Source organism: Nocardia sp. NPDC060259 (assembly GCF_042728775.1).
GTDB lineage: Bacteria > Actinomycetota > Actinomycetes > Mycobacteriales > Mycobacteriaceae > Nocardia.
In genome coordinates, this window is the sequence record NZ_JBHXAY010000169.1 from 1 (window position 1) to 9,220 (window position 9,220).

5 protein-coding genes are annotated in these 9,220 nt (G+C 63.4%); 3 read left to right on the forward strand and 2 right to left on the reverse strand.

The window, feature by feature from the left end; translation table 11 throughout:
- Positions 1-2,416 (reverse strand): beta-ketoacyl synthase N-terminal-like domain-containing protein (locus ACFWF2_RS32755; protein ID WP_379311357.1); only part of this gene is annotated, 2,416 nt, incomplete at its 3' end.
- Positions 2,417-2,666: 250 nt separating this feature from the next.
- Between ACFWF2_RS32755 and ACFWF2_RS32760 the strand changes: the two genes are divergently transcribed.
- Entirely contained in the window at positions 2,667-3,599 is a 933-nt protein-coding gene (locus ACFWF2_RS32760) for a hypothetical protein (protein ID WP_379311358.1), read from the forward strand.
- A gap of 37 nt (positions 3,600-3,636) precedes the next feature.
- Positions 3,637-4,479, forward strand: coding sequence for a class I SAM-dependent methyltransferase (locus ACFWF2_RS32765; RefSeq protein WP_379311359.1), 843 nt, complete (start codon positions 3,637-3,639; stop codon positions 4,477-4,479).
- Between the two features lie 527 nt (positions 4,480-5,006).
- Here ACFWF2_RS32765 and ACFWF2_RS32770 read toward each other — a convergent pair.
- On the reverse strand, positions 5,007-8,513 hold the full coding sequence (locus ACFWF2_RS32770; RefSeq protein WP_379311360.1) for an indolepyruvate ferredoxin oxidoreductase family protein: 3,507 nt from the start codon (positions 8,511-8,513) through the stop codon (positions 5,007-5,009).
- A gap of 195 nt (positions 8,514-8,708) precedes the next feature.
- On the opposite strand from ACFWF2_RS32770, the gene ACFWF2_RS32775 reads away from it, so the two are divergent.
- Positions 8,709-9,200: a VOC family protein gene (locus ACFWF2_RS32775; RefSeq protein ID WP_379311361.1), complete on the forward strand. Its 492-nt coding sequence runs from the start codon at positions 8,709-8,711 to the stop codon at positions 9,198-9,200.
- Positions 9,201-9,220 lie beyond the last annotated feature (20 nt).

Here is a 9,220-nt window from a genome sequence, read left to right on the forward strand (position 1 = left end):
AACCAACACCCTCACCCCAACCAGTCCCATCAGCACCAGCCGAAAACGACTTACACCGACCATCAGCCGCGAGCCCACCCTGACGCGAAAACTCGAGCATCACCGCCGGAGTGGCCATAACCGTGGCCCCACCCGCGACGGCCAGTGAGCACTCACCACGACGGAGGGCTTGCACGGCCAGGTGCAAGGCCGTCAACGACGACGAGCACGCCGTGTCCACCGTCAGCGCCGGCCCCTCGAGGCCGTAGGTGTAGGCGAGTCGGCCGGAAGCGACGCTCATCAAGGTTCCGGTGAGGAGATGGCCCGCGGTCTGTTCCGATGTGTTCATCATGTCGCCCCCGTAGTCGCGGCCGGACATACCGATGAAGACGCCGGTCCGGCTGCCCCGCAACGAATCCGGAGCGATACCAGCACGCTCGAACAACTCCCACGACGACTCCAGCAACAACCGCTGCTGCGGATCCATCGCCAACGCCTCACGCGGCGATATGCCGAAAAGGCCTGCATCGAAATCCGCAGCGCTGTAGAGGAACCCGCCCTGGGTCGTTCGGGCTTCGCGCAGCTGATCCGGATTCCAGCCTCGGTCGCGCGGAAACGCCGAGATGACGTCCTCGGCCTGTTCCACCAACTGCCACAGCGCTTCCGGTGACGTGATACCGCCGGGCAACAGGCAGCTCATCGAGATGATCGCGATCGGGTCATCGAGGTCGCCGGCCTCCGATTCGACGATCGACTCGGCCACGGCAGCAGCGCCGTTCGCCGCGTCGGCGATGTGCTTGGCCAGTGCCGCAGGCGTCGCGTAGTCGAAGACCACGGTCGTTGGCAGTGCCGAGCCGGTCGCGACGTTGAGCCGGTCGCGCAGTCGAACGGCGGTAAGAGAGTCGACTCCGAGCTCGCTGAAAGAACTTTCCGGGTCGTCGATCTCGCGACCGAGCACTGCGGCGCACTCGGCACGAATGAGGTCGATGATCGCTCGCACACTTCCGATGTCGCCACGGTCGACGGGCGCGCCGGAGGTGAGCGCCGCACTACCGGCCCGCGCGGTTCCCACCAAGTCCGGCAACAGGATTCGACGCGAACCCGAACCCGCGAAGTGGCGTGTCCAGTCCACAGGGACGCCTTCCACATAGGCGCGAGCCACAGCGGCGAGGAAGGTTTCCAGCTGTCCGCCGTCCCGGCGCAGGGTTCCCAACGCGACAGCATCGGTCCCGCTCGCCTCGAAGATGCTGTGCATGGCGGTCGCCAGCGCGGGCCGCGGACTGGGCTCCAAAAAGTGCCGATAGCCGTAGCCGAGCATGTTGTGCATGGCCTCGTCGAATCGGACGACATCGCGCAGGTTGCGGCTCCAGTAGTCGCCGCCCAGCCGTTCTGTATCGCAGACATCGCCGATGACCGTCGAGCAGAAGGGAACACGCGATACCCGAGGGCGAATCGGCTCCAGTGACTTCATCAGCGAGTCGCGAACGACACTCAGCCGAGAGGTGTGCGCCGCCACCCCCAAGGGCACCACCTGAGACCGGATACCCTCGTGCTCGAGCTCCGCGCGCACCGCGATGACGGCGTCCGGATCACCGGAAATCACCGTGGCGTGCGGGCCGTTGAAGCCAACCACCTCCACCCGGCCGGGAGCCCGATCGAGATAGGGGCCGATCTCGGTGGCCGACACTGCGACGTTCAACATCGCACCCTGCCCGACGAAGGCCGCCACTTCGAGGCTGAAGTGCGCAACCGTCCGCATGCTGTCGGGTAGGGACAGCCCACCCGACGCATAGGCCGCGGGTATCTCACCCAGGCTGTACCCGAGCACGGCATCCGGCTCGACCCCGGCATCCCGCCACAGTGCGGTGAGCCCGGCCGACATCGCGAACGAAACCGGTTGAATCACGTCCTGACGCTCCAGCGCAGGCGCGCCTGGTGCGCCTCTGAGCACATCCATGATCGACCAGCCGACAATGGGCATCAGTGCCTCATCACACCCACGGACCTCTGCTTCGAAGACCGGCGACGACTCGAGCAGCCCTTCGGCCATTCCCGGCCATTCCGCCCCGATACCCGGATAGACGAAGACGACTCCGCCACCGCGGCGCGCCTGGCCGATCGCGGTCCCCGGCAGCGGTCGCCCCTGCGCGATCCCCTCGAGCTCACTCAGCAACTGTGCTCGGCTCGTCACGACCATTGCGGCCCGGAACTCGTCCGCCGGATCGGTACCGGCCAGCGAGTAGGCGATGTCTTGCAACTCCTGCCCCGGGTGCTCCGACAAGAACCGGCGGATAATCGTCGCGCGCCGGCTCAGAGCATCTCGATCGAATCCGGAAAGCACGAAAATCAGGGGAGACGTCAGAGAGTCCACGGAATGCATTGTCATCGGCTTGAAGGCTCCCGCCATAGGGTCTCGGCGGCCGGCCCGGGGCCGCATTCCATCCACTGTGAGACACAGATCGGATGGACATCTTCTTTGTGAGTCGAAAATGAGACTAGAAGCATTTCCCCCTAGTTCGACACCCCTGGCACACCCCTACACACATACCAGTTGACCGCTCAACCCGAACTCTCGGTTGACAACGCTCGAAGCCGGTACCAATACTTGCATCGAGTTGCCCGGTTTCAAATAGCTGAAACTACACCAAAAGCTTGGAATCGACTGCCCGAGACCCTGGAAGAGGATTATGAAAACCGCACTCGACACGGACGGATTCGTTCACATCGAGAAATTTCTCGACGATCGGGAAATCGCAGATCTACTACGATTCGCCGAGGAAGTAGGACATGGCGCCGGCGCTGGATACTTCGGCAAACGCCTGGTGACAGCGATCGAGGATCCTTCGCAGATCCCCGCCGTGGTGCAGGAGAAGTTGCATAAACTTCAACGCGACCTGTTCGGCACCGACATGATCCTCACCCACAGCGGAATCTTCTCGGTCGACCCCGACGACCCGGAGCACTCGGTGAATTTTCCATTTCATCAGGAACACGGATCATTCTACGATTTCGGCCAGCATCTGCGGTACACGAACTTGTACCTCGTCCTCGAAAAGGAGGACATCTCCCATTCGAACGTCACCATCGTACCGTTCTCGAAACTGAAAAGTTCCGATCCCGAACTGTCCGATATCGCAGTGGGTTCCGGCGCTGCTCGATACACCGGGAAGACCCGGGTCGACGACAATGCCGGAGGCTCGCACTCCTTCCGCGTGGATATCGACTCGATCGCGCATACTCCCCTGCTGGCTCCCGGCGATCTCCTCGTCCTCCGTGGTGACATCATCCACCGGACACAGAACCAGAAGATCAAGCGCACTTCGATCTCGATCCGCTCCGTCGCGGCCGACGTCGTGTGCCATCGAGAGACATTCGACCACTCCTGCGGAATGAAGCTGGCATTCATGCTGAGCGACTGCGACTACTACGGCGAGCGCGACTACATCTTCGAGACCCACGGCACAGGGCACATGTCGGCGCGCCAACTCCAGGAGGCGCGGAGCGATATCCGCCGGGCAACCGAGGCCGGAAACAAGCCGGCAGGCCTCGAGACGCACGTCGCGTCGTTCTCGGCCAAAGTGCGGGAACTCCAGAAGAATCTGCAATCCAGCGCGCAGTGAAATTCCTGATCAGCCAGATTCGCGACAAAGAGGGAACATGACACAAGGAAAGCTCACCGCCGAGGAAATCGCTCGGATGCCGCGTGGCGGACCGGACGCATCGTGGATCAATCGCCGGCTACAAACTCGACGGCCAGAAATAACCGACCGCTACGATATCTCCGATGAACTCAAGCAGAAGGTGATCGGGACCCTCGACCGCTTCGGTGAACGCTTCGGCCTGCACACGCTCAACGCGCAGATGGTGTTGGATCAGGTTGCTGAACTGGACAACCCGAGGATCTTGGAGCTCGGCGCCGGACATGGTGGAGTTTCGGCCGAAATACTGAGACTTCATCCCTCCGCCGAAGTGACCGTGAGCGACCTCGATCCGGCATCGGTGTCGAACATCGCCGCAAGCCCCCTTGGCCGACACCCCCGCTGCACGGTGAAACTGATCGATGCCACAAAGATCGATGAGCCGGAGAACAGTTTCGACCTCGTGGTGTTCGCCGTGTCCATGCACCATCTTCCGCCCCAAGACGTTGCTCAGGTGATCGCCGACGCAACTCGGGTAGGCAAGAAGTTTCTGGTGATCGACCTGGAACGCCCTTCGACTCTTGGGATCTTGCTCGCCCCACTGATGTTCATCCCCACCGCGGTCGCGGTAATGATGGTTTCACCGCCGTCAGCGGTGCCACCATTCCTCCACGACTCCCTCATCGGCACACTCCGTGCCTACAGCCGCTCGGCCTTCAAGGCCCTCGGCACTGCCGCTGATCCAGATATGGTCGTCGAGTTCGCACCCGGCACGCGCTCCCTGCCATGGATCCCGGTCGTGTTCTCGAGACCAACCGGGGCCGGCGAATCAGAGCGGGACAATGTGGAGCAGTCGCACTGAGTCGTGGATCGGCAGGTCATCAGCCGGGAAGAGATCCGGCGACGCGGCACACCCGATGCTCACCAGCCTCAGCCAGGGTGCAGGCATGGCGATCGAGGATGGATTCGTCCTCGCCCGCACCCTCGCCGAGTGCACGGACGCGGCTGAGGGTCTGCGTCGTTACCGACGCTCCGGCCGTGACCGAACCCGCAAAATGGTGGCAGCGTCACGACGCTCGAGTCAGTTCGAACAGCTGGAGAATCCGGTGGCGGTACTGCTACGCGACGCAGCGATTCGATACATGCCCGCGGCTTCCGCGGCGACCGGAAATTCTCGCCGATCCGCCACCGGGTAAGGGCCTGATGGCGATCGAAGGGGAGCGCGGAATCCCCTTCGTCGGAGCGCGGTGTCACGCCTTCGGCCTCGGTACCGTCGCGGTCGGACTGCGGATACGTCGACGTGGAAGAGGTCACAACTACTGGAACGGCTCTGTCGTCACAGGACGACAGAGCCGTTGTTCGAGAGGATCTGGGTTACGTCAGCGGCGCTCACAACCCTTCATCGGCAGCGGTTCTTTGCGGAAGATACCGCTCGAGAGTGGGTGTTTCGATGTTCAGATCCCGCAGCGCACGGCGGTACCGGTCGACGCTGCGAAGCTTGACCGCGTCGTAGCCGCGAACAATGGTTGCCGCCTGTGCCGCGGCAACCGCGGCCGGATAGGTATCCGGCGACAATCGATCGGTAACCTCGCGAATCATCTGCTCATATTGTGCGAGCAGCGCGCGTTCCAACCGCCGCATCTTGGCGTACCCGAAGGGGTCGAACGGCGTTCCCCGCAAGGCCTTTCCTCTCGCGAGAAGCCTCAGAGCGACATGCGATCGCGGGCGAAACCCCAGCTTCTTCGTCATGCCCATCGAGCGCAGGACCGGGGGGTGCAACCGGTACGTGAGCCCCGTCGAATCCGGGAACTCGGTGTGGACGGCGCGCAGGAAGGCCGTGTCGGTGAGGAGCCTGGCGACCTCGTACTCGTCCTTGTAGGCCGACAGCTTGAACAGGCCGCGCGCAGCGCTTTCGCTGAACTCGGTTCGCCCGCCCAGTTTTCGCTCGACGCTCCACACCTGTTGCATTGCCGAGAGATAGCGCACGGCGGCCTTCTCGTTGTGGAACGCGACCAACTCCGCCGCGTGGTTTTCGACCAGTGCCCGAACCGAACCCTCGATGAATATCGATCCCAGCAGGTGGTGCGGTATCGGTGGCACGCTACGCGCCGGCATCGGCACACGCGCCGCCACCGCCTCGCCGAAGACCTCGGGACATGAAACAGCTGCTCGTCCCCAGCGGAAAGCCGCTCGATTGACCTCGACCGCAACCCCATTGGCTTCGATCGCAGCCTCGATCGCTTGCTCCGGAATCGGTATCGCGCCGAATTGGTATGCGGCACCGACCAGCAGGAAGTTCGCGGGCTCGGTGGCACCGAGCAGGGCCATGGCAGCATCCAGAGCGTCGATGCCGAACGCCCGCAAGGACGATGACCCGAGTCTTTCGAGCAGTTCCGCTGTCGATGGATAGGCGACGGACGTATCGCGGATCATCTCGCTGGTCGGTGTCGCACTGGTCGAGGAGACCGTCACAGTACGTCCCGAATCCGCGTATGCCGCGTTCCTGGCTTCGGCTGCGGTCAGCAGATCGAAAGCGAGCAGGCAATCCGCTGCTCCAGGATTGATTCGATTGGTGGACAACGTGTTTCCGGCGCCTAGGCGCAGGTGGGAAGTGACTGGTCCAGCCTTTTGGCTGAGCCCGATCTGGTCCAGGCCGGACACCAGGAACCCCGCGGACTGGGCAGCAACGCCGAGTACCTGATTCACGGTGACGATTCCGGTACCGCCGATGCCGGCGAGGAACAGGTTGAACTCACCCTCGACCAGCGGAAGCTGTGGCGCAGGCGAGCTCGGCGGCACGGGAACAAGATGCTTCGCCGGACGCTCCGGCAACTCCACCGTGACGAACGACGGGCAGTCACCATCGAGGCACGTGTAATCGGCATTGCAACTCGACTGATCGATGCGGGTCTTCCGGCCGAAGTCGGTGTCCACCGGGTGAACCGACAGGCAGTTGCTCTTGACGCCGCAGTCTCCGCAGCCCTCGCAGACGGATTCGTTGATCAGCACCCGCGTCCGGCGTTGGGGCGACAACCCACGTTTGCGCTGACGACGCGCCTCCGCCGCGCACTCTTGGTCGTAGATCAGAACGGTGACGCCCTTGATGTCGCGGAGCAGCCGCTGTGCCTCGTCGAGCCGATCGCGATGCCATACCACTGCGCCGGCCGCCAAGCGATCGGTCGCGAACCGCCCTGGATCGTCGGAGCACACGATAATTCTGGCAACGCCTTCCGCGGCGAGCTTTCGGGTGAGCGCCGGCACGCCCACCGCAGCCTCGGCATGCTGTGCACCGGTCATGGCGACCGCCGAGTTGTACAGAATCTTGTAGGTGATGTCGACACCGGCGGCAATGCATGCCTGCACGGCCAGCTGACCCGAGTGAAAATAGGTGCCATCACCGATGTTCTGGAAGATGTGCCCGACATCGGTAAAGGGCGCCTGGCCTATCCACTGCGCGCCCTCCCCGCCCATCTGCGTCATCGAAACGACCTGCGACTCGGGTCGGGCAGACATCGTCACCAAGGTGTGGCATCCGATTCCACCCCCGGCGAGCGAACCCTCCGGCACGACCGTCGACCGATTGTGCGGGCACCCCGAGCAGAACGCCGCCGCACGGCTGGTCGGCAGGACCGTCAGTTGGATAGGCGCAGGGCGGGGCTTGCGGACCTCGAGGCGCGGGGCGAGAATCCGACGCAGCGGCTCGAGCAGTCGCTCGGCGGTGAGCTGCCCGTCAGCAGGGATCAGGCTTCGCCCGTTGATGTCTTGTTTGCCGATGACTTCGGGCGTCTCGGCGCGGCTGTACAGGCCACGCAGCACCTGAAGCTCGACGAAAGCGGTCTTCTCCTCCACCACCATGACGGTTCGTACCCCACGTGCCAGTCGGCGCACTTTGTCCGGACCCAGCGGATACGGCATTCCGACGCGCAGGATTCGCACCCCCGCTCGATCCAGGTCATCCGCATCGAATCCCAGATCGCCGAGCGCCTCGCGAACACTGTCGTATGCCGTACCGACAGCGACGATGCCGAGCCAGGCATCGGAGGGATCTACTTCCACACAATCGATGTCGTTGGCAGCGTTGAACGCCTCGACCATCGCCCACCGCGGCCCGTGCAGGTCGGCCTCCGCGAGAAGGCTGTCCGGCGGCGCGGCGCAGATTCGCTGTCGGTAGGTCCAGGGCGAACCCTGCCATTCGATCTGCGGGGTGGTGATGTCGAACTCCGTGAAGTCACGGTCCAGGGTCCATAGACCGTCCGCGACGTCGGCCACGATCTTCATCGACGACGGACAACCCGAGGCGCGGGAGAGCGCCACCCCGTACAGCCCGAATCCGACGATCTCCTCCGCGTTGCGAGGGAAGAAGACCGGCATCCCGAGAGCCGCCAACGCCCGCTCGCTGGTAGCCGGCACGCTCGATGACTTGGCCGCCGGATCATCACCGACAAGCACCAGTACCCCGCCTGTCGGATGAGCGCCGTACAGAGCGGCATGGCGCATCGCATCGCCTGCCCGGTCGAGCCCTGGCCCCTTGCCGTACCAGACTCCGACGACACCGTCACGATTACGTGAGCCGCTCGGCAGTTCGAGCTGGCTTCCCCAGACCGATGTCGCGGCGAGCTCTTCGTTGACGGCCGGTACGAGATGTACATCGTGCTCGCCGGCCAGTTCGGGCATACCTGCCAGCAGACGATCCAAGCCGGCCAAGGGACTGCCCGGATACCCCGACACGAAGGTCGCGACTTTTTGACCGACTCGCCTGTCCCTTTCGTGTTGTTCGACAAGTTGCCGGACGATCGCCTGCGTGCCCGTGATTACCGCCGGCCCGGAACGGGCTCGATACCGACTGGATAAATCGATTGGTGCGGAAATATCCCGGGCATTTTCGAGATGAAGCATCGTGGTGACCTCAGAATCATCGCAGGCATCAGGTATCGTTCGAAGGTCCAACGGTGACACTTCGGCGCCCGATCGAAAATTCTAGGCGCTATTCCCCCTAACCGAACACCCCTGTGACACCCCTGATTCCGGGCATTCGAATCGACACGTCAGCGAGGTTGACAACCTCACCGCAGCCCGGAAAGACTGGCGAATATGACGAACAACATCGGCAGAGTGATCTCCTTCGAAATCGGTAGCAAAGATCTCGTTGCGACGCAGGAATTCTATGAGAAGACCTTCGGGTGGACTTTCACCGACGGCCTGGACGGGCCGGGCAGGCCCTACGGGTTCGCCAACACTCCGGCGGGCAGCGCCATGCCGTTCGGTACCTCCTGGGATACCGACCTGACCCCGACGGGCACCGACATCCCCGCGGAGTACCTCGCGATCATCCTCCAGGTAGACGACCTGAAGGAGACCTGCCGCCTGGTCGAGGAGGCAGGCGGTACCGTCACCGTTCCGCCCACCACCAACGAGGACGGCACCGCCGACGTCGCCCATGTCCGCGATCCGCGTGGTGTTCTCCTCGGCCTGTACTGCCAGAACATGGCTACCGACTCACAGCCCAATCCCAACCCGATCCCGGCCGAATTGCTCGATCAGAAGCCGCTGCCCGACGCGTTGCTCGGACGACAGGAAAACTGAAACACACCGAAAGCGCCCTT